A 22,819-nucleotide genomic window follows, 5' to 3' on the forward strand; every position below is an offset into this window, starting at 1 on the left:
ATCAAAGGGCGGGGCGCTTGGCTATGGCCAGGCCCATGCCGAGCGCGATCATAGCGCCGCCGGAGGCCTCCCGCAGCCGGCGTATGGTGCTGGCGCGCCCGGCCGCGCCTTGCCGGATGCGGCTCGCCGCAAAAGCGACCACGACATCGGCCACTGTATTGAGCGTCACCGATATGAAGCCAAGGACCATGAATTGCAGGGCGACGTGGCCGGCGCCCAGGTTCACGAATTGCGGAATGAAGGCCAGGAAGAAGGCGGCCGTCTTTGGGTTCAAGGCCTCGACCAGCACGCCTTCGCGAAACGCTCGGCCAGTGCCGACGGCAGGCGACAGCGTCTCGCCTTCCAGCATCGTCTTTGCCTCGCGGCGCGCGGACTGGAAGGTGCGGAAGCCCAGCCAGACGAGGTAGAGGGCACCGATCAGCTTCAGCGCCGTGAACAGCTCCGCGCTGGCGAGCACGATAGCTGAAACACCCAGGCTGCCGGCAAGCACATGGACCATGCCGCCGAGGCCCGTCCCGACACTCGAGGCAATGCCTTCCGCGCGTCCTCCAGCCAGCGTGCGTGCGGCGACATAGAAGATGCCCGGCCCCGGTGTAATGGCAAGCAGGAATGCCGCGGCGAAGTACAAGGCGAATTGGGTCAAATCCGGCATGATGGACTCTCTTGAAAGCGCAGGGCCGGTCTTCACACCGGCCAGTCTTCACACCGGAATGAGCGGAGCGACCGCGCGGTCGGACGGCCGCTCGCTCGATGACAGGCCGGACACGACGCCGGCGCGATCGGCCGCGTTGCGGTTCTGGCTCATCTTGCGCTTGCCTTCGAGCTTCGTAATCAGCATGCGCAGGCCGACAATGCCCTTCAGCTGCGACTGGATGAAATCCGCCGGTGCGTCCGACACGGCCCAGGGTGCTGCGCGCTCGCCCTCATGCAGGTTGGTCAGGCGGGTCACCACCTCGAGCAGCCTGTCGGCATCCTCGAAGAACTCGATCGGCCCATGGGCGTGGACGGCGACATAGTTCCAGGTCGGCACCACCTTCCCGGTCTCCTGCTTGGTCTGATACCAGGCCGGCGTCACATAGGCGTCCGGGCCCATGAACATCGCCAGGCCGTCGCCCAGTGGTGGCATGCGCCATTGCGGGTTTGCCTTTGCGACATGGCCGTAGATCACGCCGTGCTCGCCCTCGTTCTCATCGAGGAAAAGCGGCAGAGGCGTCGCCAGCGGGCCATCGGCCGTGGCGGTGACCAGGATTGCCAGCCGCGCGGCGCGGATCGTGGCGGTGAGGCTCTCATGATCGTCGTCGCGAAAGGCGGGCGGTGTGTACATGGCAAAACTCCTTGCGTTCCAAGAAAAGATGCCGGATGTCTGGCTTGCTTGGAATATCCAGTTTTGAAGGTTTTTGGTGGTCCAGTCGGAGCAGGACGGCGTCGCGCGGCGGATCATCGCGGCGATCAAGGAGCAGATCCACAGCGGCGCCTATCGGCCAGGCGATCGCCTTCCGTCGACGCGGGCTTTTGCGACCGAGTGGGGCGCCTCGCGAACCACGGTGACGGCCGCTTACAATCAGCTCGACGCCGAAGGCTATCTGATCATCCGGCATGGTGCGCGCGCCATCGTTGCTCCGGGGTTGGAGAGGGCGTCGGGAGAGGCGCCCGTCGCAGCCGCTTCGCCACGCAACCTCTCGGCATTCGCACGACGGTTGCTGGCCTTGCCTGCGCCTACGGAAGGGCAACCAGCCAAGCTCGCGGATTTCCGCTATGGCGAGTTGTCCGGTGCGGACTTCCCGGTGCTGGCCTGGCGGCGCGCGTCGAACAAGGCGATCCTGCGGCGCGCCGCGCGGCTGCGCTATGGCGATCCTCAGGGGTCTTCCGTTCTGCGCAACGCGCTTCAGGCCTATCTCTGGCGGGCTCGCGGCATCAGTTGCACGCCGGACCAGATCGTCATCGTCAACGGCTCGCAGCAGGGGTTGGACCTCTGCGCGCGGCTGCTGCTCGACCCCGGTGACCCCTTTGTGATCGAGAACCCCGGCTATCCGCTGGCACGCCACGCCTTCGTGGCGGCCGGAGGCGTCGCCGTGCCCGTTGCCGTCGACGCGGAAGGGCTAAGGACGGATACGCTGCCGCCGGCCCGTCTCGCCTATGTGACGCCTTCGCACCAGTTTCCGCTCGGTGGCGTGCTTTCGGCGACGCGGCGGCGTTCGCTGCTGGCCTGGGCCGCCGGCACAGGGGCCTATATTGTGGAAGACGATTATGACGGCGAATACCGTCACGACATCAGCCCGATCCCGCCTCTGCAGGCCCTCGACGCGGATAGCGTCATCTATGTCGGAACGCTGTCCAAGACGCTCTCGCCGACCTTGAGGCTCGGCTATCTCGTCGTCCCCGCCAGCCTGCGCCGGGCGTTCGGCGAGGCCAAGCGCCTGACCGACCGGCATGCTCCGATGCTGGAACAGGACGTGCTGGCCGAGTTGCTGGCGAGCGGCGCCTACGAGCGCCACGTGCGCAGCATTCGCAGGAAGAACGCCGAGCGCAGGGGCATCCTGCTGCAGGCTTTGACTGAACATCTGGGGTCGCGGGTTACCGTCGCCGGGGCCGAGACTGGCCTGCATGTCGTTGCTTGGATGAACGGTATCGATGCTGGACGCGAAGCGGCGATCATCGCTGCGGCGCGCACCGCCGGTATCGGCGTTTATGCGGTGTCGCCACTCTATGATCCGGGCGGGCCGCGTCCGGAAACGGCCGGCTTCATTCTTGGCTATGCCGGGCTCGATGCGGATGCGTTGCGGCGCGGCGTTGCCGTGCTGGCCACCATATTGGCCGAGCACCGCTGACGAACCAACCGCTTAGAAAATCTCGTTGGTAAGTTTCTTCACCGGACCGAGCAGGATCGAGCCCGTCGGCACCCCGTTGTCGATCGGGATCGCCTTGCGCTCCGGCATGTCCTCTTCCGGCGCGCCGATATTGGCCGTCACGATGACCGGCGTCTTGGTCGGCACGCGGTCGTAGAGGTCGATGATGTCCTGGTTGATCAGGCGCACGCAGCCTGACGATACCGACTTGCCGATCGACCACCATTCGGGCGAGCCGTGCAGGCGGTAGAGCGTGTCCTGGTTGCCTTGGAACAGATAAAGCGCACGCGCCCCGAGCGGGTTCTTCAGGCCGCCCAGCATGCCGCCATTCTTGGCGCTGTATTGGGTCAGTTCCGGCTGGCGGGCAACCATCTCGTCCGGCGGCGTCCATTTCGGCCACTTCTGCTTCCACTGCACGACGGCGTCGCCCGACCATTCGAAGCCGGCGCGGCCGAGGCCGACGCCGTAGCGGATCGCCTGACCGCCCTCGCGCACCAGATAGAGGAAGTGGCCGGTGGTATCGACGACGATGGTGCCCGGGCGCTGTCCGGTCGGATCGGGGACGATCTGGCGCAAGAATTTGTGATCGATCTTGTTGACCGGGATGGCCGGCAGGTCGAAGCCATTGTCCGACATCGCGCCATACATCGTCTCGTAATCGCCGAGGGGCGGCTCGACATAGGCCGGCGGTGGCGGCTGGATGGGAGCGGGGCCCGGACCGGTGGTGGTGCACGCGGACACGGCGGCCGAAGCAGCGCCAAGGGCTGTGAAATTGAGGAAGCCACGGCGGCTGAGGCGGAAGGAAGCGTCTGACATGGTTGCCTTTTCTAGGTCTTAATTCGCAAGAAAGCATGAATCCGCGGGCACGTCGCCGACGGCATTCATAACAGTCGGCGGCGATAGGCGGTTCCAATTCTGGCCTGAGGGTGGACAGAAAAAGGCGAAGCTGTGACCGCGCCACAGCTGTTGCGCTGCAGCAACAGAGGTCTCAGGCGCCTGCCAGGAGACCTTCGAGCGAAGGCAGGATCAAGCCCGGCTGAAAGTCGCGGTATTCATCCGGCTGGTCGGTCCGGTTGATCCAGACCGTACGGAAACCGAACTTGGTCGCGCCGGCGATGTCCCAGCGGTTCGACGACTGGAACGACACCGCGCCCGGATAGAGCCGCCAGCCAGTGACCACCAGGTCGTAGACCGACGGGTCGGTCTTGAAGCGTTTGACCTGGTCGACCGAAAACACGTCGTCGAGGATCTGGTCGAGCGCCGCGGACTTGACCGCCGCGTCGAGCATTTCGGGCGAGCCGTTGGAGAGGATCGCGAGCTTCGCGCCCGAGGCCTTGAGCGCTTTCAGCACGGCGGGCACTTCCGGATAGCAGTCGAGCCGCCAATAAGCTTCGAGCAGTTTCGTCCGCAGCGCCGGATCGGCCGAGGGCACCTTGCGCAAAGCGAAATCCAGCGCCTGCTCGGTCAGCTGCCAGAAGTCGGCGTATGAGCCCATCAGCGTCCTGACCCAGGAATATTCGAGCTGCTTGGCGCGCCAGATTTCGGAGAGAAGCTGGCCGTTCGGCCCGATCTCGCCAGCATGCCGGCGCACGGCGGCGTGCACGTCGAACAACGTGCCATAGGCGTCGAAGACATAGGCCGCATGATGCATAACGAGAGTTTTGAGGCGAGGATGCGCCCCGTGCAAGCGCTGATTGCGCTTTTAATGCATGTCGCCCAAAAGTGTGTCGCGGTTTTGGGAAACCGACATGCATCAAACAAATAATGCATGTCGCCCAAAAGTGTGTCGCGGTTGGGAAACCGACATGCATCAAACAAAAGAACTTACCGGGCGTTGTCCGATCCGTTTCGGGCGACGCTCTGTAAGTATGGCTGGCCTCAACGATTTTTGGCCATGTCGGTTGACGCCAACCGTCAAAGCATCGTCCTATGGCGGCCTGAAATCACTCATTTGGACGGCAAACATGACACTGGCGGCGGCGGCGCAAACCGCGACTTGGACCTATGTGGACGGCGACTGGTACGAGGGCAACGTCGCCATTCTCGGGCCGCGCAGCCACGCCATGTGGCTGGGCACCAGTGTCTTCGACGGCGGCCGCTGGTTCGAGGGTGTGGCGCCCGACCTCGAGCTTCACTCCGCCCGCGTCAACGCCTCGGCGACGGCGCTTGGCCTGAAACCCTCCATGACCGCCGAGGAGATCGTCGGCCTGACCTGGGATGGCCTGAAGAAATTCGACGGCAAGACGGCGGTCTATATCAGGCCGATGTATTGGGCCGAGCATGGCGGCTATATGGGCGTGCCGGCCGATCCGGCCTCGACCCGCTTCTGTCTTTGCCTCTACGAATCGCCGATGATCCCGCCGTCCGGCTTTTCGGTCGGCGTCTCGCCGTTCCGGCGCCCGACCATCGAGACCATGCCGACCAACGCCAAAGCCGGCTGCCTTTACCCCAACAACGGTCGCGCCATCCTGGAGGCCAAGAACCGCGGCTTCGACAACGCGCTGGTGCTCGATATGCTGGGCAATGTCGCCGAGACCGGAACCTCCAACATCTTCCTGGTCAAGGACGGCCACGTGATGACGCCGGCCCCGAACGGCACGTTCCTCTCCGGCATCACCCGCTCGCGCACCATCAACCTGCTCGGCGACTACGGTTTCAGGACCACCGAAAAGACGCTGTCGATTCGCGATTTCCTTGAGGCCGACGAGATCTTCTCGACCGGCAACCACTCGAAAGTGGTGCCCATCACCCGCATCGAAAACCGCGACCTGCAGCCCGGACCGGTCGCCAAGAAGGCGCGCGAGCTCTATTGGGAATGGGCGCATTCGACGTCCGCCGCCTGAGCCGCCGGAGCGTTTCACCGTTTCACCCAAACGGCGAACAGCTCCGCCTGGTCATTTTTGCGCAATTCCGGGCGGAAAACCATTTCGCACTTTTCCCGGAATTGCTCTAAAAAGTCGCTCGGCGCTCCATTCTGGAGTTGCCCCAACCCATTCCAGACCTATCTTAGCTCGGTAATATCACCGGACTTTTTCCTCGAGGGAGTACCATCCATGGCTTTTGAGTTGCCCGCTTTGCCTTACGACTACGAGGCCCTGCAGCCTTACATGTCGAAGGAGACGCTGGAGTATCACCACGACAAGCACCACAAGGCCTATGTCGACAACGGCAACAAGCTGGCGGCCGAGGCCGGAATGGGCGACCTGTCGGTCGAAGAGGTCGTGAAGCAGTCCTTCGGCAAGAATGCCGGGCTCTTCAACAACGCGGCCCAGCATTACAACCACATCCATTTCTGGAAGTGGATGAAGAAGGGTGGCGGTGGCAACAAGCTGCCGGGCGCGCTGCAGAAGGCGGTCGACAGCGATCTCGGCGGCTACGACAAGTTCAAGGCGGATTTCATCGCCGCCGGCACCACCCAGTTCGGCTCCGGCTGGGCCTGGGTTTCGGTCAAGAACGGCAAGCTGGAAATCTCCAAGACCCCGAACGGCGAGAACCCGCTGGTCCATGGCGGCTCGCCGATCCTCGGCGTCGACGTGTGGGAGCACTCCTACTACATCGACTACCGCAACGCGCGGCCGAAATATCTCGAAGCCTTCGTCGACAGCCTGATCAACTGGGACCACGTCCTGGAGCTTTATGAAAAGGCCAAAGGCTAAAAGATTTTGATGAGAAGCCCCGGTTCGCCGGGGCTTTTCTTTTTCGGTAGAGAAATCCGGCAAAATCGTCACGGCGACGGGGAATAATCCCACCGCCACGCCCGTTAACGTCCAGAGCAATTCCAGGAGAAGTGTGGAACGGTTTTCCGTCCGGAATTGCCCCAACCAGGAGATAGAGCATTTCACCTTGAACGGTGAAATGCCTCAGTCGCGTACCCTCTTCCTTCACCGTGGAGCCAATTGAATGAGAAAGCTTGTCATCGCCATCTTTTTGCTCGCCTTCGCCGGTTCGGCCGCTTATGCCGATCCGATCAAGGATCGCCAGGCCCTGATGAAGGAACGCGGCAAGCTCGCCGGGCAGATCTCGAAAGTCGTCAAGGGCGAGGAGCCTTTTGACGCCGCCGCGGTGCTGACGGCATTGCAGGCCCTGGAGGCCAATGCCGAGAAGTTCGACGCCGACAAGCTGTTCCCGGCCGGCTCCGACAAGGGCGACACCACGGCCGCGCCGAAGATCTGGGAAGACATGGCGGGCTTCAAGGCGGCCGGGGACAAGTTCCTGGCCGATGCCAAGGCCGCGGTCGCTTCCCCGCCGGCCGATGTCGACGCGCTGAAGGCGCAACTCAACACGCTGGGCGGCGATTGCGGCACCTGCCACCAGACCTACCGGATCAAGAAGAGCTGATCGCCTAAATGGCCTGGCTGAAGAAGCTTGTCGGCGCCGTCATCGTGCTTGGCGGCGCCGCGGCTGCCGCCGGCTGGGTCCTGTCGGCGCCGGCCAGGCTTGACGCCGCGACCGTCGCTGAGCTCGGCCCCGGCGACGCCGCCAAGGGCAAGCGCATCTTCTACGCGGGGGGCTGCACCTCCTGCCACGCCAAGCCGGGCGCCCAGGGCGACGCCCGTCTCGAACTCGTCGGCGGTCTGGAACTCAAGACGCCTTTCGGCACCTTCGTTCCGCCCAACATCTCGCAGGACCAGAAGGACGGCATCGGTGCCTGGAGCGAGGAGGACTTCGCCAACGCCATGCTGAAGGGCGTCTCGCCCTCGGGCGAGCATTTCTACCCGGCCTTTCCCTACGCCGCCTACGCGCGCATGAAGCCGGCCGACATCGCCGACCTCTACGCCTTCATGAAGACGCTGCCGGCGGTTGCCGGCAAGGCGCCCGATCACAGGCTTTCCTTCCCCTTCACCATCCGTCGCGGCATTGGCCTGTGGAAGCTTGTCTATCTCAGCCCCGAACCGGTGATCGTGCTGCCAGAGGGCACGCCGGACAAGGTGCTGGCCGGCCGCTACCTGGTCGAGGGACCCGGCCATTGCGGCGAATGCCACACGCCGCGCGATTTCGCCGGCGGCGTCAGGAAAGGCGAGTGGCTGGCAGGCGCCGTGGCGGCCGAAGGCTCGGGCGTCGTGCCCAACATCACCCCCGACGGGAAGAGCATCAAGGACTGGTCCGAGGCCGACATCGCCAATTACCTCGAGACCGGCTTCACGCCCGATTTCGATTCCGTCGGCGGCGCCATGGTCGATGTGCAGCGGAACATGGCGCAGTTGACGGCCGATGACCGCGCCGCGATCGCCGCCTATCTGAAGGCCGTCCCGCCGCACCCCAACGGCTATCCGGCGCGCAAGCCGGCGAGTTAACCTTTACAGGTGGCGATCGCCCAGAAAATCGAAGCCGCCTTCGAAGAAGTGGTTGTAGTTGCAGGTCAGTTCTTCGCCTGGCGCGATGTCGCGTAGCGCGTAGGTCTCCTCGGGCGAGGAGACGTCGCAGTTCGGGTCGTCGTCGTGGTTCATGTAGCGTGCGTCGTCAGCCTCGAAGACGATGAAGCTCGGATCGTGCCGGTCCGGATAGGAATAGCGGTCGAGATAGGATTTCACCGGGCCGATCTGGGCCTCGTAGGTGTCGACCGGGATACGGCGGTCGAACCTCGGGTCGAGCTTCCAGACCAGCGTGCCCTTGGCGATGTGGCTCCTGGCGAAGACGCCGATGCCCTGAATGGCGGATTTGTCGAGATACGTGTCGACGAGGAGCATGAGGATCCTTGCGGGTGAATGGTCGCGGCCGGGAGAAGCCATGTCGAAAAAGGGCGGCATTGGGTAACGCGCGCCCTAGCCAATTGCGAGCGGAAAATCAGGCCTTGCCGGTCACTTTCAAGGCATAGGCGTAAATGTAGGCGATCTCCTCCAGCCGCGAGAAGCGGCCCGACGCGCCGGCATGGCCGGACTCCATGTTGATCTTGAACAGCACCGGGTTGCCGCCTGCCTTGCGGTCGCGCAGCCGCGCCACCCATTTCGCCGGCTCCCAATAGGTGACGCGCGGATCGGTCAGGCCCGCCAGCGCCAGGATCGGCGGGTAGTCGTGCGCCGCCACATTGTCGTAGGGCGAATAGGCCGCGATCGTAGCGTAGTCGGCGGCGGAGGCGATCGGGTTGCCCCATTCCGGCCATTCCGGCGGCGTCAGCGGCAGGCTGGCGTCGAGCATGGTGGTGAGCACGTCGACGAACGGCACCTCGGCGACGATGCCGCCGAAATCCTCCGGCGCCATGTTGGCGATCGCTCCCATCAGCATGCCGCCGGCCGAGCCGCCTTGGGCGACGATGCGGTCGTGCTTTGTGTAACGCTCGGCGACGAGATGGCGGCCGCAGGCGATGAAATCGGTGAAGGTGTTCATCTTCTTCGCCCGCTTGCCGTCATCGTACCAGCCATAGCCCTTGTCCTTGCCGCCGCGCACATGCGCGATGGCATAGACGAAGCCGCGGTCGACCAGCGACAGGCAGTTGGTGTTGAAGGCGGAAGGAACGGTGATGCCGTAGGAGCCGTAGCCGTAAAGCAGGCAGGGCGCCGAACCGTCCAGCGGCGTGTCGCGGTGGTAGAGCAGCGAGATCGGCACCAACTCGCCATCGGCGGCGGGCGCCATCAGCCGGCGCGTGACATAGTGCTCTGGATCGTGGCCGGAGGGCACTTCCTGCGTCTTCAAGAGCACGCGCTCGCGGCTGCGCATATTGTAGTCGAACACCTGCGCCGGCGTCGTCATCGACGAATAGGTGAAACGCATCGTCTCCGTGTCGTACTCGTAGGAGCCGGACAGTCCGAGCGAGAAGGCCTCCTCGTCGAAGGAGATGAAATGCTCCTCGCCGCTGGCGCGCTCCCGCACCACGATGCGCGGCAGTCCGTCCTTGCGCTCGAGCCTGACCATATGATGCTTGAAGCCGAGCACCGAGAGGATCAGCCGGCCGGGCTCGTGCGGCACCAGTTCCTGCCAGTTGGCGCGCACCGGATTGTCGACCGGCGCGGTCATGATCTTGAAGTCCTTGGCGCCGTCGGCATTGGTGAGGATGAAGAAGACGTCGCCGCCCTCTTCCAGGTCGTATTGCAGGCCGGTCTCGCGCACCGCCACCAGCTTGGGCTCGGCCGCTGGATCATTGGCGGGCAGCAGGCGGTATTCCGAAGTCTCATGGTCGTTGATGCCGATCATGATCCAGTCATTGGCGCGCGTGCCGCCGACATCCATGAAGAAGCCTGGATCGGTCTCTTCGTAGATCAGCCGGTCATTCTCCGATTTGTCGCCGAGCGCGTGGAAGAACACTTTTGACGGGCGATGATTGTCGTCGAGACGGGTGTAGAAGAAGCCGCCATCGCCGGCATTCCACACCCCGCCGCCGCCCGTATCCGGGATCTGGTCGGCAAGTTCTTTGCCGCTCGCAAGGTCGCGCACGCGCAGCGTGAAGAACTCCGAACCCTTGTCGTCGAAGGCCCACAGCAGCTTCCCGTGGTCGGCCGAATGGTCGACGCCGCCGAGCCTGAAATAGGCCTTGCCCTCGGCTTCCTTATCGCCGTCGAGCAGGATCTCCTCGGCGCCGCCGCCGCACGGCGTGCGGAAATAGCGCGGCTGCTCGCCGCCCAGCCGGAAGGAAGAGCCATAAGCATAAGGCCCGTCCTTCATGGGCACCGTCGAGTCATCCTCCTTGATGCGCCCCTTCATCTCGGCAAACAGCTTGCCGCGCAGATCCGCGGTGCCGGCCATCAGCGCCGCCTGATAGGCGTTCTCGGCATCGAGATGGGCGCGGATGCGGCCGTCGAGGAGGGAAGGGTCCCGGAATACGGCCTGCCAGTTGTCGGCCCGCATCCAGGCATAGTCGTCGCCGCGGGTGATGCCGTGATGCGTGTCGGAAACCGGGTGTTTCTCGGGCGTCGGCGGGTTGGCGGCCGGGAAGGCGGAAGTCAAGGCGGAAGCTCTGGTCATTACGTCTCGCTGCGGAATTTGCTTGAATGACGAATGAACACGCCGCTCAGCGGCGGTTCAAGGGGCGCGGTTCAAGGTGGTCTATAGAAGCTAAGTCGAAGGGGGAAAGATGAAATCCTGTGTTTCTACCGCAATGTCTGTCGCCGTCCTCGCGGCAGGTCTGGCTTTTTCCAGTCAGTCTCATGCAACCGTCTTTGCCGCCTGGCAAGTGGCGGGCGTGCCGTTCGGCGACACGCTCAATGCACGAAAGTATCCGTCCAACGCATCGCAAAAACAGGCCGCCTATCCGAACGGCACCGTGCTGCAGATGACCGGCCGCTGCACCGGCGGCGTGAACCTGCTTGATATCGCCCGCCAGCCGCAATGGAAGCAGCGCCAGGCGATCCGCTATCGCTGGTGCGAGATATGGCACGACCCGGCGCAAAATGGCCATTTCGTCACCGGCTGGGTCTACGGCAAATATATCGCGCCTCACTAGGGGGTATCGTTCACCCAGGATCCGGATCGGCAGGGCGGCGTCCTTGCGCTTTGTTGCGCCGCAGGATTTGTCGCGCCGGTGCGACAGGCATCCAAGCATTGGCCAAGCATTGAACGCCGTGTCGAGCGGCGATCGGATGTCTAACACACGGATGACGTGACGTCACGGCATGCTGGTCTGACCAGAAAAATCTCGCGAAGTTACACGGCGCACGAATTTTTGAAGCTGAATCGGCAATATTTGATGAATATCGGTGAATATAAGTCAATATGCGAATTGACTTACTTGCAACGCGGCGTCATTAAGATAAGGCGATGCGAATCGCAGGCTTTCCTGCACGAAATTCGCGCGATGCCCGATCCCACAAAAAGGGCGCAGTTTTAGAAACAAACTCTCGTTGGGGCCTTAGCACTATGGAAATCGTCGAAACACCTTCGAAAAACGGTGATGCGCTGATCGAGCTGACCGCCGATGTCGTCGCCGCCTATGTCAGCAACAACCCGGTGCCGGTTGGGGAACTGCCGAACCTTATCGCCGACGTCCATGCCGCGTTGGGTCGCGTCGGTGGCTCGCCGGAGCAGCCGTCGGCCGAGAAGCAGAAGCCGGCTGTGAACCCGAAGCGCTCCGTCCATGACGACTACATCGTCTGTCTCGAGGACGGCAAGAAGTTCAAGTCGCTGAAGCGGCACCTGATGACCCACTACAATCTCACGCCGGAAGAGTACCGTGAGAAGTGGGGCCTGGATGCCAACTATCCGATGGTCGCCCCCAATTACGCGGCCGCCCGCTCGCAGCTCGCCAAGAAGATGGGTCTGGGCCGCAAGCGCAAGGGCCGTTGATTGGTCTCAGCTCGTCAAGCAGTTCGACGGCGCCCTTGCGGCGCCGTTTTGCTTTCTTGATGGGAGCGATATCGGCCGGATCAGGCCGTCTGCTTCAGCGCTGCTTCGGCGTCGCGCTTGATGCGCTTGACCATCGAACGCAGGCCGTTGGCGCGCTGCGGCGACAGATGCTCGTCGAGGCCGAGTTCCTTCAGGGTCGCTTCGGCGTCCGTGTTCTGGATTTCGCTTGCATGCCTGCCCGAAAACAGCGCCAGCATGATGGCGACGAGGCCGCGCACGATATGGGCATCCGAATCGCCCTGGAAGCTGATCACCGGATCGGCGCCCGCTCCTTGCTCGGTGGTGAGCCACACCTGGCTCACACAGCCAGGCACCTTGTTCGCGGCCGTGCGCTCCGCCTCGGGAAAGGCCGGCAGGCCCTCGCCGAGCTCGATCACATAGCGATAGCGGTCCTCCCACTCGTCGAGCAGGGAAAAGTCGTCGCGGATGGTCTGGATCGGGGTGGCCATTGCCCCGCATATAGTGACCCGGCCCGGCCGCGTCACGGAAAAAGAAAGACGCCGCGGGCGTCGAGAGGTCGGACGGGCCCGCGGCGTTAGAGCAATTCCAGGAAAAGTGCGTAGCGGTTTTCCGTCCGGAATTGCGCCGAAACTGAAGAGCCGAGCGAACGGCTGGAAAGAATTCAGTTCTTGGCGGTCAGCATCACCGGAATGTTGACCTTGGCGGGCAGCACGATGTCCTCGGCGACGCTGCCGGTGGTCGTGACGGAACCATCCGCGACCTTCGTCTCGGGCGCGCCTGCCTGCCCGGGCTGTTGCTGGTCGTCGATCATGGCCGCGGCGATCTTGGCCGTTTCCTTGGCGCGAACGGTGATGGTGTACATGGCCGATTTGCCGGTTTCGCAGACATCGGGCTTACGCTCGCACAGCCCGGCAATGTCGCCGACCGCCTCGCGCGCCGCAAACAGCGCCTGGATCGGTCCGACGCTCTGCTGGCCGTCTTCACTCGGGCCGACGCCGAGCGGCAGCGCCAGCAGCACCAGCGAAAACCAGAAAGCCATCCTGATCAGAAAGCCCATCTTACTTGCCTCTCATCCGCGATGGACGATGCATCCATCCGTGACGGATCATGCATCCATCGGCATGACCTCTTTTATGGGCACGATAGTGGCACGGTCACGCAAAGGACGGCTTGCATCGAAGCCGCGAATTTTCCTCAAATTTTAGGCAAATTCGAAAGGAATTGGTTTTGAAACGGACTTGTCTCGAATCTCATCGACCACATTAACTTTATGATAACCATATATCATATTGTAATTACTCGATTTTATTCCCGACAGAGATTAGTCGTGTCAAGTTTCGGCTCGTTTTGGCACAGGCCTCGCGGCTAACCCGCCGTTTACCATGGCGGCAACTCGGCGTGCTTTGCGGGGTCGGCATCACAATATTTGTCCTGGGCCGGGCGCCGGCTTCGCCAGCCTTATCCATTCCTTAAACGCTGGATGCGAGTTTCAAGCCAATTGATGAGTCACCTGCCAGGCAGGCGTTTTTTACGACCGGGTACGCGTGCGTTGAGTTCGATTTCAGCCAGATACGTTCAATTGCCTGGCGCGGTTGCCGCCGGCTGCGAGCGCATGGTTCACCCGACCGTGACGGGTGAGGCGGAACGCCTGCGCCAGCGTCGCTTCATCGGCGTCATGCTCGCCGCGCCCTTCCTTGCCGCGGGTGCGGCGGTCACGCTTGTCACCGCGAGTCTCGGCGCGGCCGTCACGGTAGCGGCGATCTTTGCAGCTTTTGGCCTGTGCTGGTTCGCAGCGCTTCTGGTGGCCGCCACCGGCCACATGGCGCTTGCCAGCCGCATGGCGGTCGCGCTCGGCGGCCTTGCCCTTGCCGGCGCCGTCGCGGCGGCGGGCGGATTGGCCTCGCCGGCAGCACTCCTTGCCGTCGCATTGCCGGTCGAAACCTGGTGGGTCTCGGGGTCGCGGCGCGCTGCGCTGTGGGGCGCGCTGGCGGCGCTTGCCGCCATCGTGCTGCAGCCCTTTGCCGGGCAGGTCTTGCCGCTCGGCGAAATCGCCACCTGGCATTGGCTGCTGCCGCTCGCCTGGGCGCTGACGCTGGTGCCGCGGGCCGCCACCATCGCCAACCCGGCCGGCTTGCGGATGCCGGAGGCTGCCGGCGATCGTCTTGAGGACGTCATCGACGCTGTCGTGCTGCGCGTCGGTCGCCAGAGCGAAGTGCTTGACGCGTCCGCCCGGGCGCGTTCGACCCTCAAATTGGCGCCGGAGCTCCTGCTCGGCACCGGCCTTTTCGATCGCGTCCATCTTTCCGACCGCGTCGCCTATCTCACCGCTTTGGCCGACATGCGCGAGGGCGCGCCGAAGCGCCGGCTTGATCTGCGCATCCGCTTGCCGCGCGAGGGTTCCGGCGCGACCGACAATTTCCGCCCGTTCAGCCTCGATCTGCTGCGCGGCGAAGTCGACCGCGACGTCTTCACCCTGGTCCTGCGCGAAAACGACGACGTCGCGGCGCTTCGCGACGAGCTTGCGGAAGCCAGGGAGGCCGCTGCGGCCGCCGAAGTGGCCAAGGGCCGCTTCCTGGCGGTGGTCAGCCACGAGCTGCGCACGCCGCTCAACGCCATCATCGGCTTTTCCGACATGCTGCTGCATGAGATGTTCGGCGCCTTCAAGGATCCGCGCCAGAAGGAATATGTCGGCCTGGTCAGGGAATCCGGCCAGCATCTCCTGTCCGTCGTCACCTCGATCCTCGATGTCTCGCGCATCGAGGCGGGTGCCTACGCGACCGAACTGGAGCCGTTCCGCTTCGTCGAGGCCGTCGACATGTGTCGCTCGATGATGCGGCCGCTGGCCGATGCCAAGAGCATAGTTCTTGCCACGCAGATTGCCCCGGATGCGGGCGAGATCAATGCCGACCGCCGGGCGGTCCAGCAGATCCTGATCAATCTCGCTTCGAACGCCGTGAAGTTCACGCCCGATGGCGGCAGCGTGGTGATCGGCGCCAAGCGTGTCGGCTCGCACCTGCATTTCTGGGTGAGCGACACCGGCATCGGCATCGCCGAGGAGGACATGGCCAATCTCGGCAAGCCGTTCATGCAGATCCAGAACGACTACACGCGCCGTTTCGAGGGAACCGGGCTCGGCCTGTCGCTGGTCAAGGGCCTGGTGGCGCTGCACGAGGGCACGATGTCGATCGAGAGCGCGCCGGGTGAGGGCACCACGGTGACGATCGGCCTGCCGGTGAACGGGCCGAAGCGGCGTTCCGGTGCGCCATCCGGCGTGCTGGCCATGCCGGCGGCCAAGCCGAAGGGGGATGCAGATGGGGACAGCAATGGCTCGCTCCGCAAAACGGCCTAAGGTGATCGAACCAGAGCGCGGCGTCCTTGCCGAGGGCGCGTTTGCCGTCGGTCAGCTGATCGCCAGCAATCCGGTCCTGGTCGGCGGCTCGACCGCTTTCCTGGTGACGCTGTTCTACGTCTCGGCCAACGCGCTCTGGTATCAGCCCTTTCCGCATACCGGCGCCTTCTTCGCCACCCGGACCATCGTGAATTTCCCGCACACCGTCTCCGACGAACCGGAAACCACCATCAACATCGTGCGCCAGGCGCCGGCGCAGCCGGTGGCCAAGCCGGATCCGGTCGTCCAGCAGGTGCAGGGCATTCTGAAGGACCTCAACTTCTACGACGGCACGGTCGATGGTCTCACGGGACCGGCCACGCGCAAGGCCATCCAGGCCTATCAGTTGAAAGTCGGGTTGCCCGGCTCGGGCGAGATCGACACGGCGCTGCTCGACCAGCTTGGCGCTCGCCAGACCACGGCGGCCATCCCGCACCCGGCGCCGCGGCCGGCCGACGCGGCAGCCGCGACGCCGTCGGCCAGGCCATCGGTAATTCCGGTCTCGGCCCCGGCCAGTGACCCTACATTGTCTCCTGACGCCCGCATCGTCAGGATCCAGGCCGGCTTGAAGGCTTTCGGCAATAGCGACATGCAGCTCGACGGCAAGGTTGGCGCCCGCACCAAGTCCGCGATCAAGGAATTCCAGGCGCTCTTCGGGTTGCCCGAAACCGGCGAGCCGGACGAGGCGGTCTACGTCAAGATGCGCGAGATCGGCCTGACGAACTGAGCGGCGGCGTCCGAAAGCTGTCTATTCAAGCCAATGGTCGGGGTCTCTCATCCCGTGAACAATGGCCACAGCCAGGATGCCGTAGTCCATTGGCTCGTAGATAACGATATATCGACCCTCCACGAGAATACGTGCCGTGGCGCTCAACTCTGGCCGGGCAACCCCCATATTGGGATGACTGCAAGCGAGCTCCAGTCTGTCGAAAATGCGCTCTACGAGGCCATCCGCCGCCCGTTCGCTGTCGGCCGCAATATGGCGCCAAATGTTCTTGAGGTCTTGTTCCGCGCGAGGTGTAAGTCGATAGCTAGCCACGTTCCGTGCGCTCGGCTTTCAGAGCGCGGAGAAAGGCCCGGCGATCGACGTCCTGACCTTCGCCACTCGCCATCCCTTCGTCGTAAGCCTGCTTCAACTGTGCGAGTTCGCGCACGCGAAGCTCCTCGCGGTGCTCCCACAGCCTGAGGGCCTCCCTGACGATTTCGCTGTTCGAGGCATAGTTGCCGCTCTCGACCGCATCCTGCAGACGGGCGGCCTGTTTCGGCGTAAGCGATATGGTGAGGGTGCGCATTGCTTGGCTTTTCATCGCTATTTATATAGCAGTCTTCACAAACTCTAACAAGATTTGTTAGATGCTTGAGTGGCATCCGGAAACCTCTCATGCGCGTAACCGCCGATCTCTGGGTCTCGGCCCTTGTGCGCCGCGTCTTCGGCGCCGGCGGCTTTGCCGCAATCGTCAAGCGCGGCGCGACCGAGGCCGGCGCTGTCTTCGTGCTTTCGCGAGGTCGAATGGGAGAGGTGGCCCTTTACGGGCCGGCGCCGCAGACGAGCTACGATTCGGCCAAGCCCGATGAGCGCTTCTTCGCCATGCTCGGTGCGAGCGACGATGGCTCGGCTTTCGATGCGCGGCTGGAGCGGGAGAAGAAATTCGATCCCGACATCTGGGTGGTCGAGATCGAGGGCGGGACCATTCCCGTCGAAGAGCTTCTTTCCGTGAAGGCGGATTAACCGCGTCAGGACGCCTTGAGGCCGGCGCTCGCCTCGTCGCTGTTCGAGGCTTCGCGGCTTTCGGTGTCTACCGCAGCGGCAGCATTGCCGCGGATCGCCCGTGAAAGTGTCTCGGCCTTCCAGGCGCGTACCTTGTCCAGCGCCGCCTCGCGATGCAGCAGCCGGTAGCGGTCGAGGAACAGGCGGATCGCCTGCGGATGCGGGAACTCGCCGGGATAGACCGCGACCGCGATCAGGAATGCCATGTCTTCGCTGAGGTCGAGGGCGCGCAGCGCCGCAAGCAGGGCGGCATAGCTCGACTGCCCGGTCACCGAACGGGCCGTCGCGAAGTCGATATCCAGCGCGTCGGCAAGCGCGGTCTGGAAGAAGGCCGCGTTCCCCGTCAGCGCCGTCTCGCGCAGTTTCACATAGGCCGGCTGGCCGAGGAAGGTATTGACGTCGGCAGCGTCACCGGTCGGGCGCATCATCGACCGCAGGCGGCGCCGCGCGTTCTCCGCTGCTTCGCCGTGCGCGGGGCGGTCGTCCGCCTTGGCCATCGCCTCCGGTTTCGGCGCAAGCCTGGTGACCGTCTCGGGCGGCCGCGTCTTGACCAGCGCCGGCCTTTCCAGCGCGCGAATCAGGTCGGCGATCGTCGGGTTGAGCTCCTTGCGGCGCGCGATGGCGCGCGCGTGCGGCAGCCCGTGCCGGCCGATCAGCGCGATGAGGTCGATGTCGCTCAGCGCGTTGGAGCGGGTGAGCAGGGAGGCTGCGATCTCGACCGGCTCTTCGGCCAGCCGCCGCACCAGCGCGGCCGGCGCATATTCGCATTCGGAAAGGGCAGCGGCGACATAGCGGCGCGACTCGACAGAAACCTCGTCGAACAGCGGCAGCGTCAGGTCTTCGAGCTGGGCGATCTCGCGGCGCGACGGGCGCGTCAGCGAGCAAAACGCCGACACGGCGGCGCGGAACAGCCTTTCGGCCTTTCCAGCTTCGGTCCGGATAGCGATTTGCCTGAAATCCGAAGATGACACGGAGGATACGCCCGACACTCGACACACTCCCGAACCGCACGATCCGGCCGGGCCGGTTTCGCACCTTCAGGAAAACAAACATCAAATTAGCCGCGATCCGTTAGCGCTCCGTTAACCCTCTACGCCTCTTAATCAACTTTGGAGGCGTTGCGTTGTGCTCCGGGGAAACCGAGAGGGAATGCGCGAACCATGGGCATGGTCCTGTCTTTTGTGCCGCGAGCGGCACCTGTAAATCGAGCAAGTCACGACACCACGACGGCGGCGGCGGTCATCATATTCCCCGGCGTCCGTTATGAGTTGCATCCGCAGGTCGGTGAGGCACGGCCCGGCGAGAGCGGCCCCGACAGGCCGCGCTCCCCGCCACCTGCCAAGCCGCATCACTGATCGGGCGCCTTTCTCAGTAATCCTGCAATTCGCAGGCGCTCTGCTCGAGGAAGCGCGACACGATCGGCTTCCAGCTCTCGTCCGGCACGAAGGCGCGGACGACGAAGATGCCTTCATCGATCGGCGCCTCGACGAAGATCGCGCCCTGCAGATCCTCCGGAAGGTCGCGCCGCACGTCGATCATCTGCGCCGGCGTCAGCACGATGGCATCGAGTTTTTCGCCATTGGCGTTGTGATCGTTGAAGGAATAGATGTTGTGGCCGCTGCGGTCATAGACCGAGGCCGACCAGAACGGCACGTCGCCGGGCGCCTTGATCCTGACCAGCCCGTCCGTGAGATCGAATCGGCAGGCGGCGGCATAAAACAGCGGATCGACCGATTTCACCACCGGCGCGCCGCCGGCCTCGGCGTCGAGCCGCGTCATCTTGTAGAGGTCAGAAGCCATCGCCAGCCGCGACCAGGCATCGCGTTCGGAAAATTCCGGCACCAGGAACAGCACCACGATGTGCACGATGCCGGCGCCGAGCAGGCCGAGGATGAGGGCGTGCAGCAGGCTACGCATTGCAGCCCGCCTTCAGGATGCGCGGCAGCGTGACGTCCGAGAGGCCGGTGCTCGAGGCGATCGGCGTGTCGTAGAAGGTCAGCACGAAATACATCTTGCCGGAACCGCCGGTCAGCAGCCAGTTGCCGGGAGCCGGGCGATTGCCGACGGAAATGACGACGGAATTGTCGGGCTGGCGCAGCACTTCGTAGGATTGCAGCGCCGACTGCCTCGGCTTGCCTGTGTCGATCACGCCAAGCGACTGGTCGGCGGCATAGAGCGTCCAGAAGCGGGCGGTGGGGTAACCGCCTTCGACCGTGTAGGCGCATTCGCGTTTCAGCGGCTCGCCCGCATCGTCGCGCTCGGCCACGAAGGCAAGCCCCTCGGCCTGGCCGAGCGCCAGCACGCCCTCGCGCGCCACGCGCGCCTTGGAATAAGGGTCGGCCGCCAGCGTCCCGACTTCGGGGAAGGCGGTCCATTGGCCGATGCGGATCGCGCCGACGCCGTCCTGCGCGTTGAGCGCATACCAGACGCTGTAGCCGCCAAGCCCGATGGCCATGGCAAGCGAAAGCAGCGTCAGGATGGCGTTCTTGAGCATGAGAGCCGCAAACAGAGGAGGTTGCCCGGGATATCGCGGCGCGGGGTGCCGTGGCAAGCCGGCTTCACGCGAGGGCCGTGCTAAAGCGCCGAAAGCGTCTCCGGCAGGGTGGGGGCGCCCAGCACGGGGGCGGCCTGGAACGCCTTGCTCATTTCCCTCAGCGTCTGGGTGGTGCGGCCGGAAAGCACCGGCGGGCGTTCGGCCTCGGCCTGCGCCGCCGCCGCGTCGGCTTCCTTCTTCGCCGCTTCCTCGGCCTTGGCCGCGACCTCCGGGTCGACCCACGGATGATCGATGCCCGGGATCGGCTTCAGGTCGATGTTCTGATGCGCGTAGACCATAAGCCGCTGCCAGACCATCGCCGGCAGCGAACCGCCGGTCATTTTATTGGTCGGCGTGAAGTCGTCATTGCCGAGCCAGACGGCGGCGGTGTAGTTGCCGGTGAAGCCGACGAACCAGGCATCGCGGTAGGATTGTGTCGTCCCGGTCTTGCCGGCGACGACAATGTTGGGCAGTTGCGCGCGCCGCGCGGTGCCTATGACCGGCACCGCCGCCAGCATGGTGTTCATATATTTCAGCGCCTTTTCCGACAGCACCCGATGTGGTGGCGGCGCGTCCTTGGCCCAGTCATAGACCACGTCGCCGGTGCGGGTGACGAGCTGGGTGATGCCGTGGCGCGAGCCGACGAAACCGTTCTGCGCAAAGACGCTGTAGCCGGTCGCCTGGTCCATCACCGTCATGCCCGAGGTGCCGAGCACCATGGTCTTGTGCGATTCCAGCGGCGATTCGACACCCATCGATTCGGCCATCGCCTTGATCGGTCCAATGCCCAGATAATCCTTGGCGAGCCGCACCGGCACGGTGTTGATCGACTTGGCGATCGCCGTAAGCAGCGTGACGTTGCCGGCCGAGCCGCCATTGTAATTGTGCGGCGACCAACTGCCCCAGCTGATAGGGCCACCGGAAACCACCGAGTCCGGCGTGAAACCATGTTCCATGGCGGTGGCATAGACATAGGGCTTGAACGATGAACCGGTCTGGCGCAGCGCCTTGGTGGCGCGGTTGAACTGGCTGGTGCCATAGTCGCGGCCACCGACGATGGCACGCACCGCGCCGTTGGTCTCGATCACCACCACCGCGCCTTCGGTGACGTTGTATTCCTTGCCGAACTGGCGAAGATGGAACTCGACCGACTCCTCGGCCGCCTTCTGGATGTTGGCGTCGAAAGTGGTGTGGGCGACCAGCGAGTGCTGGCCGGGCTTGGCGATCTTCTTCACCTCGTCGAAGGCCCAGTCGAGGAAATAATCCGGGCTCTTCTGCTCGCCGCGGTCGACGACGTCGGCCGGATGCAGCCGCGCCTGCAGCACTTGGCCTTCGGTCATGAAGCCGGCATCGACCAGGTTGGACAGCACGACATTGGCGCGGGCACGGGCCGCCGGCAGGTTGATGTGCGGGGCGTATTTGGTCGGGGCCTTGAACAGCCCGGCCAGCATCGCCGCCTCGGCAAGGCTCAGGTCCTTGACGCTCTTGCCGAAATAGAAATCCGCCGCCGCCTCGATGCCGAACGTGCCGCCGCCCATATAGGCGCGATCGAGATAGAGCTGCAGGATCTCCTTCTTGGACAGGTTCGCCTCCAGCCACAGCGACAGGAAGGCTTCCTTGATCTTGCGCTCGAGGGTGCGCTCGTTGGACAGGAACAGGTTCTTGGCGAGCTGCTGGGTGATGCTGGAGCCGCCCTGGACCACCGAATTGGCGCGCACATTCTCGAAGACCGCGCGCGACAGGCCCAGCACGTCGATGCCGTAATGGTCGAAGAAACGCCGGTCCTCGGTCGCCAGCACCGCCTTGATGACGATGTCCGGCATCTCGTCGACCGGCACGGAATCGCGCTGGATGATGCCGCGCTGGCCGATCTCGTTGCCGTAGCGATCGAGGAAGGTGACGGCGAAGTCGCCCTGATTGCGCCAGTCGCCGGTGGTGATGTCGAAGGCAGGCATGGCAAGCGCGAGCAGCACCACGAAGCCGCCGGCGCCCATGGTGAAACCTTCGCTCAGCACCTCGATGATGGCGCGGCGCCAGCCATGCACCCGGAACCGCCGGGAAAAGATGGTCGCCGCTTCCCAGAATTCGCGGGCCTTGAAACCGATCTCGTAGAGCGAGGAATCGAGCCAGGCGTCCACAGCGAGCAGAGCCGAAGCGATACGACCTCTTCTCTTGCTTGGTTTCGAAGGACTTGCCATTCCAGACTTCCGCCCCAACGCACTTTCGCCCGGAAACTGCATGGCAGTTTCGGGCGCCTCCCCCGCAAGACTAATCGACCATTTTAGCATCGCTCACAAGGGCAGCGAAGCAACAGCGCAAGCTTTGTTGATTGGTTGCGCCCTGGCCGTGGACGGCAGACTATATCACCGCGCCGCGATGAAGCGCATGAAATGCGCCACATCCGCCTCGGTCGGCTCCTGGCCGGTGAAGGAACGCAGATAGGCGGCGAGATGGCTGACGCGCGCCTCGACCGGTTCCTTGAGGTCGAGCACATAATAGCCGATCTGCATGTAATAGAGGACGCGGGCGCGGATGAAGGCGTCCTCGCCGTCATAGCCGTGCCGGCGGTACATGTCGCGGATGGCGCTGAGACGCTCGTCGTCGGCCTGGTCGATCATGCGCCGCACGTCGGCCGCGCGCCTGGCCCATTCGCGAACGGCGAAATCGAGCCTGGGGTCGAACAGGCGCTCGTCGGCCCAGCATTCGAAGACGTTCATCACGCCCATGATGATGGTCTCCGCCGGCCGGCGGGCACGCTCGACGATCGCCGTGGTGTTGGTGTCGTGCCAATGCGCAAGCAACTGGTCGAGCAGGTCCTGCCGGCTGTTGAAATACCAGTAGAAGCTCGAGCGCGACACGCCGAGCTTCTGGCCGAGCGTCAGCACGCGCACGCTCTCGATACCGTCTGAAATCAGCATATCGAGCGCCAGTTTGATCCAGTCGGAGCGCGTAACCTTGATGTTGCCGGGCGTCGGTTCGGCCTGGGGAGCGGTCATGATCATGGCCGCACAATAGGCATGGCGCGAAACGCAACGCAAGCTCTGGACAGA

The 22,819-nt window shown here is 64.0% G+C and carries 25 protein-coding genes; 10 read left to right on the forward strand and 15 right to left on the reverse strand.

Annotation, left to right across the window (positions count from 1 at the left end):
• Position 1: 1 nt before the first annotated feature.
• Positions 2 to 652 (reverse strand): LysE family translocator, encoded by a 651-nt coding sequence (locus FJ417_RS25060; protein ID WP_140785278.1) that lies wholly within the window; start codon positions 650 to 652, stop codon positions 2 to 4.
• A gap of 48 nt (positions 653 to 700) precedes the next feature.
• Positions 701 to 1,324, reverse strand: a complete 624-nt coding sequence (locus tag FJ417_RS25065; RefSeq protein ID WP_140785279.1) for an FMN-binding negative transcriptional regulator — start codon at positions 1,322 to 1,324, stop codon at positions 701 to 703.
• A 76-nt stretch (positions 1,325 to 1,400) separates the two neighbouring features.
• On the opposite strand from FJ417_RS25065, the gene FJ417_RS25070 reads away from it, so the two are divergent.
• Positions 1,401 to 2,828, forward strand: a complete 1,428-nt coding sequence (locus FJ417_RS25070; protein WP_140785280.1) for a PLP-dependent aminotransferase family protein — start codon at positions 1,401 to 1,403, stop codon at positions 2,826 to 2,828.
• A 12-nt stretch (positions 2,829 to 2,840) separates the two neighbouring features.
• Here FJ417_RS25070 and FJ417_RS25075 read toward each other — a convergent pair whose 3' ends face one another.
• Both FJ417_RS25075 and FJ417_RS25080 read right to left on the reverse strand, forming a co-directional pair.
• Entirely contained in the window at positions 2,841 to 3,662 is an 822-nt protein-coding gene (locus FJ417_RS25075; protein ID WP_140702888.1) for a L,D-transpeptidase, read from the reverse strand.
• Between the two features lie 172 nt (positions 3,663 to 3,834).
• Positions 3,835 to 4,497, reverse strand: coding sequence for a haloacid dehalogenase type II (locus FJ417_RS25080; RefSeq protein WP_140702890.1), 663 nt, complete (start codon positions 4,495 to 4,497; stop codon positions 3,835 to 3,837).
• 313 nt (positions 4,498 to 4,810) lie between these two features.
• On the opposite strand from FJ417_RS25080, the gene FJ417_RS25085 reads away from it, so the two are divergent.
• From FJ417_RS25085 to FJ417_RS25100, 4 genes are all read left to right on the forward strand, one after another.
• On the forward strand, positions 4,811 to 5,689 hold the full coding sequence (locus tag FJ417_RS25085) for a branched-chain amino acid aminotransferase (protein WP_140785281.1): 879 nt from the start codon (positions 4,811 to 4,813) through the stop codon (positions 5,687 to 5,689).
• Between the two features lie 210 nt (positions 5,690 to 5,899).
• Complete coding sequence (locus FJ417_RS25090; RefSeq protein WP_140785282.1) at positions 5,900 to 6,502, forward strand: superoxide dismutase; 603 nt, start codon at positions 5,900 to 5,902, stop codon at positions 6,500 to 6,502.
• Positions 6,503 to 6,746: 244 nt separating this feature from the next.
• The gene (locus FJ417_RS25095; protein WP_140785283.1) at positions 6,747 to 7,184 is read left to right on the forward strand and encodes a cytochrome c; all 438 of its coding nucleotides are present in this window, start codon (positions 6,747 to 6,749) and stop codon (positions 7,182 to 7,184) included.
• 8 nt (positions 7,185 to 7,192) lie between these two features.
• Positions 7,193 to 8,140, forward strand: coding sequence for a cytochrome c (locus FJ417_RS25100; RefSeq protein WP_140785284.1), 948 nt, complete (start codon positions 7,193 to 7,195; stop codon positions 8,138 to 8,140).
• A gap of 3 nt (positions 8,141 to 8,143) precedes the next feature.
• On the opposite strand, the gene FJ417_RS25105 is transcribed toward FJ417_RS25100, so the two are convergent.
• Together FJ417_RS25105 and FJ417_RS25110 are read right to left on the reverse strand one after the other, a co-directional pair.
• A complete protein-coding gene (locus FJ417_RS25105; RefSeq protein ID WP_140658817.1) occupies positions 8,144 to 8,533 on the reverse strand; it encodes an SET domain-containing protein-lysine N-methyltransferase in 390 nt (129 codons plus the stop codon).
• A 97-nt stretch (positions 8,534 to 8,630) separates the two neighbouring features.
• Positions 8,631 to 10,742, reverse strand: a complete 2,112-nt coding sequence (locus FJ417_RS25110; RefSeq protein WP_140785285.1) for a S9 family peptidase — start codon at positions 10,740 to 10,742, stop codon at positions 8,631 to 8,633.
• A gap of 133 nt (positions 10,743 to 10,875) precedes the next feature.
• Between FJ417_RS25110 and FJ417_RS25115 the strand changes: the two genes are divergently transcribed.
• Both FJ417_RS25115 and FJ417_RS25120 read left to right on the forward strand, forming a co-directional pair.
• Positions 10,876 to 11,220 (forward strand): SH3 domain-containing protein, encoded by a 345-nt coding sequence (locus tag FJ417_RS25115; protein WP_181183294.1) that lies wholly within the window; start codon positions 10,876 to 10,878, stop codon positions 11,218 to 11,220.
• A 413-nt stretch (positions 11,221 to 11,633) separates the two neighbouring features.
• Entirely contained in the window at positions 11,634 to 12,059 is a 426-nt protein-coding gene (locus FJ417_RS25120) for a MucR family transcriptional regulator (RefSeq protein WP_027164827.1), read from the forward strand.
• An 80-nt stretch (positions 12,060 to 12,139) separates the two neighbouring features.
• Here FJ417_RS25120 and FJ417_RS25125 read toward each other — a convergent pair whose 3' ends face one another.
• Together FJ417_RS25125 and FJ417_RS25130 are read right to left on the reverse strand one after the other, a co-directional pair.
• Complete coding sequence (locus tag FJ417_RS25125) at positions 12,140 to 12,568, reverse strand: SufE family protein (RefSeq protein WP_140643527.1); 429 nt, start codon at positions 12,566 to 12,568, stop codon at positions 12,140 to 12,142.
• Positions 12,569 to 12,741: 173 nt separating this feature from the next.
• The gene (locus FJ417_RS25130; RefSeq protein WP_140785287.1) at positions 12,742 to 13,137 is read right to left on the reverse strand and encodes a DUF5330 domain-containing protein; all 396 of its coding nucleotides are present in this window, start codon (positions 13,135 to 13,137) and stop codon (positions 12,742 to 12,744) included.
• A gap of 555 nt (positions 13,138 to 13,692) precedes the next feature.
• Between FJ417_RS25130 and FJ417_RS25135 the strand changes: the two genes are divergently transcribed.
• Positions 13,693 to 15,429 carry a PAS domain-containing sensor histidine kinase gene (locus FJ417_RS25135; protein ID WP_140785288.1) on the forward strand — a complete coding sequence of 579 codons (1,737 nt, stop codon included), beginning with the start codon at positions 13,693 to 13,695 and terminating at the stop codon, positions 15,427 to 15,429.
• Positions 15,404 to 16,195 carry a peptidoglycan-binding domain-containing protein gene (locus FJ417_RS25140; RefSeq protein WP_140785289.1) on the forward strand — a complete coding sequence of 264 codons (792 nt, stop codon included), beginning with the start codon at positions 15,404 to 15,406 and terminating at the stop codon, positions 16,193 to 16,195. Before FJ417_RS25135 ends, FJ417_RS25140 begins: the two co-directional genes overlap by 26 nt.
• Before the next feature lie 21 nt (positions 16,196 to 16,216).
• Here the strand turns inward: FJ417_RS25140 and FJ417_RS25145 are convergent, their stop codons facing one another.
• Together FJ417_RS25145 and FJ417_RS25150 are read right to left on the reverse strand one after the other, a co-directional pair.
• On the reverse strand, positions 16,217 to 16,507 hold the full coding sequence (locus tag FJ417_RS25145) for a type II toxin-antitoxin system RelE/ParE family toxin (protein WP_140702907.1): 291 nt from the start codon (positions 16,505 to 16,507) through the stop codon (positions 16,217 to 16,219).
• Positions 16,500 to 16,760 carry a type II toxin-antitoxin system ParD family antitoxin gene (locus FJ417_RS25150; protein WP_181175226.1) on the reverse strand — a complete coding sequence of 87 codons (261 nt, stop codon included), beginning with the start codon at positions 16,758 to 16,760 and terminating at the stop codon, positions 16,500 to 16,502. The genes FJ417_RS25145 and FJ417_RS25150 overlap by 8 nt, the downstream gene beginning before the upstream one ends.
• An 89-nt stretch (positions 16,761 to 16,849) precedes the next feature.
• On the opposite strand from FJ417_RS25150, the gene FJ417_RS25155 reads away from it, so the two are divergent.
• The gene (locus FJ417_RS25155; RefSeq protein WP_140643537.1) at positions 16,850 to 17,197 is read left to right on the forward strand and encodes a DUF1491 family protein; all 348 of its coding nucleotides are present in this window, start codon (positions 16,850 to 16,852) and stop codon (positions 17,195 to 17,197) included.
• Positions 17,198 to 17,202: 5 nt separating this feature from the next.
• On the opposite strand, the gene FJ417_RS25160 is transcribed toward FJ417_RS25155, so the two are convergent.
• The 5 genes from FJ417_RS25160 to FJ417_RS25185 form a co-directional block, all read right to left on the reverse strand.
• Complete coding sequence (locus FJ417_RS25160) at positions 17,203 to 18,207, reverse strand: DUF2336 domain-containing protein (RefSeq protein ID WP_140785290.1); 1,005 nt, start codon at positions 18,205 to 18,207, stop codon at positions 17,203 to 17,205.
• A gap of 397 nt (positions 18,208 to 18,604) precedes the next feature.
• Positions 18,605 to 19,153, reverse strand: coding sequence for a DUF1254 domain-containing protein (locus FJ417_RS25170; RefSeq protein WP_140643543.1), 549 nt, complete (start codon positions 19,151 to 19,153; stop codon positions 18,605 to 18,607).
• Positions 19,146 to 19,730 (reverse strand): DUF1214 domain-containing protein, encoded by a 585-nt coding sequence (locus FJ417_RS25175; RefSeq protein WP_140785291.1) that lies wholly within the window; start codon positions 19,728 to 19,730, stop codon positions 19,146 to 19,148. The genes FJ417_RS25170 and FJ417_RS25175 overlap by 8 nt, the downstream gene beginning before the upstream one ends.
• Before the next feature lie 80 nt (positions 19,731 to 19,810).
• Complete coding sequence (locus FJ417_RS25180) at positions 19,811 to 21,967, reverse strand: penicillin-binding protein 1A (RefSeq protein WP_140658810.1); 2,157 nt, start codon at positions 21,965 to 21,967, stop codon at positions 19,811 to 19,813.
• 165 nt (positions 21,968 to 22,132) lie between these two features.
• Positions 22,133 to 22,771 (reverse strand): TetR/AcrR family transcriptional regulator, encoded by a 639-nt coding sequence (locus FJ417_RS25185; RefSeq protein ID WP_140643549.1) that lies wholly within the window; start codon positions 22,769 to 22,771, stop codon positions 22,133 to 22,135.
• Positions 22,772 to 22,819: the final 48 nt, after the last annotated feature.

Origin of the sequence: Mesorhizobium sp. B3-1-7, assembly GCF_006439385.1 — a bacterium.
GTDB lineage: Bacteria > Pseudomonadota > Alphaproteobacteria > Rhizobiales > Rhizobiaceae > Mesorhizobium.

Coding starts and splice junctions, on each gene's coding strand:
- FJ417_RS25125 (WP_140643527.1), bottom strand. CDS start 12,568: ATGGCCACCCCGATCCAGACCATCCGCGACGACTTTTCCCTGCTCGAC.
- FJ417_RS25075 (WP_140702888.1), bottom strand. CDS start 3,662: ATGTCAGACGCTTCCTTCCGCCTCAGCCGCCGTGGCTTCCTCAATTTC.
- FJ417_RS25185 (WP_140643549.1), bottom strand. CDS start 22,771: ATGATCATGACCGCTCCCCAGGCCGAACCGACGCCCGGCAACATCAAG.
- FJ417_RS25150 (WP_181175226.1), bottom strand. CDS start 16,760: ATGCGCACCCTCACCATATCGCTTACGCCGAAACAGGCCGCCCGTCTG.
- FJ417_RS25135 (WP_140785288.1), top strand. CDS start 13,693: ATGGTTCACCCGACCGTGACGGGTGAGGCGGAACGCCTGCGCCAGCGT.
- FJ417_RS25065 (WP_140785279.1), bottom strand. CDS start 1,324: ATGTACACACCGCCCGCCTTTCGCGACGACGATCATGAGAGCCTCACC.
- FJ417_RS25155 (WP_140643537.1), top strand. CDS start 16,850: ATGCGCGTAACCGCCGATCTCTGGGTCTCGGCCCTTGTGCGCCGCGTC.
- FJ417_RS25105 (WP_140658817.1), bottom strand. CDS start 8,533: ATGCTCCTCGTCGACACGTATCTCGACAAATCCGCCATTCAGGGCATC.
- FJ417_RS25090 (WP_140785282.1), top strand. CDS start 5,900: ATGGCTTTTGAGTTGCCCGCTTTGCCTTACGACTACGAGGCCCTGCAG.
- FJ417_RS25110 (WP_140785285.1), bottom strand. CDS start 10,742: ATGACCAGAGCTTCCGCCTTGACTTCCGCCTTCCCGGCCGCCAACCCG.
- FJ417_RS25080 (WP_140702890.1), bottom strand. CDS start 4,497: ATGCATCATGCGGCCTATGTCTTCGACGCCTATGGCACGTTGTTCGAC.
- FJ417_RS25120 (WP_027164827.1), top strand. CDS start 11,634: ATGGAAATCGTCGAAACACCTTCGAAAAACGGTGATGCGCTGATCGAG.
- FJ417_RS25060 (WP_140785278.1), bottom strand. CDS start 652: ATGCCGGATTTGACCCAATTCGCCTTGTACTTCGCCGCGGCATTCCTG.
- FJ417_RS25130 (WP_140785287.1), bottom strand. CDS start 13,137: ATGGGCTTTCTGATCAGGATGGCTTTCTGGTTTTCGCTGGTGCTGCTG.
- FJ417_RS25100 (WP_140785284.1), top strand. CDS start 7,193: ATGGCCTGGCTGAAGAAGCTTGTCGGCGCCGTCATCGTGCTTGGCGGC.
- FJ417_RS25140 (WP_140785289.1), top strand. CDS start 15,404: ATGGCTCGCTCCGCAAAACGGCCTAAGGTGATCGAACCAGAGCGCGGC.
- FJ417_RS25085 (WP_140785281.1), top strand. CDS start 4,811: ATGACACTGGCGGCGGCGGCGCAAACCGCGACTTGGACCTATGTGGAC.
- FJ417_RS25095 (WP_140785283.1), top strand. CDS start 6,747: ATGAGAAAGCTTGTCATCGCCATCTTTTTGCTCGCCTTCGCCGGTTCG.
- FJ417_RS25170 (WP_140643543.1), bottom strand. CDS start 19,153: ATGCGTAGCCTGCTGCACGCCCTCATCCTCGGCCTGCTCGGCGCCGGC.
- FJ417_RS25175 (WP_140785291.1), bottom strand. CDS start 19,730: ATGCTCAAGAACGCCATCCTGACGCTGCTTTCGCTTGCCATGGCCATC.
- FJ417_RS25180 (WP_140658810.1), bottom strand. CDS start 21,967: ATGGCAAGTCCTTCGAAACCAAGCAAGAGAAGAGGTCGTATCGCTTCG.
- FJ417_RS25115 (WP_181183294.1), top strand. CDS start 10,876: ATGTCTGTCGCCGTCCTCGCGGCAGGTCTGGCTTTTTCCAGTCAGTCT.